The 242-nt window shown below is 59.5% G+C and carries 1 protein-coding gene; it reads right to left on the bottom strand.

The genetic code is table 11. The features are described from left to right. The gene (locus tag J0695_RS41515; protein ID WP_206969986.1) at window positions 1-174 is read right to left on the bottom strand and encodes a hypothetical protein; all 174 of its coding nucleotides are present in this window, start codon (window positions 172-174) and stop codon (window positions 1-3) included. Between the last annotated feature and the right edge of the window lie 68 nt (window positions 175-242).

Raw genomic sequence — 242 nt, 5'->3', positions numbered from 1 at the left:
CTACACCCACTTGACTTCTTCGGTCCATATGACGTCGGGCCGACCGTCGTGCCGCACCTTGGGTTTCGGCGGACCGTCGGTCATGAATTCCGTCAGATCAAGGTCGGGCATGACCATGTCGACGGGGAGTTGGGAGTCGCGTTCGGCCTGTTCGGGGGTTGCGAGAGTTCTCACTCTTGTCCCTCCTGTCCTGTTGGACTCAACAGTTCTCAAGGCTGCCGCCCTCCTCGAAACCTGTCAAC

The sequence above is a fragment of the Streptomyces beijiangensis genome, assembly GCF_017315755.1.
GTDB lineage: Bacteria > Actinomycetota > Actinomycetes > Streptomycetales > Streptomycetaceae > Streptomyces > Streptomyces beijiangensis.
This window is presented reverse-complemented; position numbering and strand designations above follow the sequence as displayed.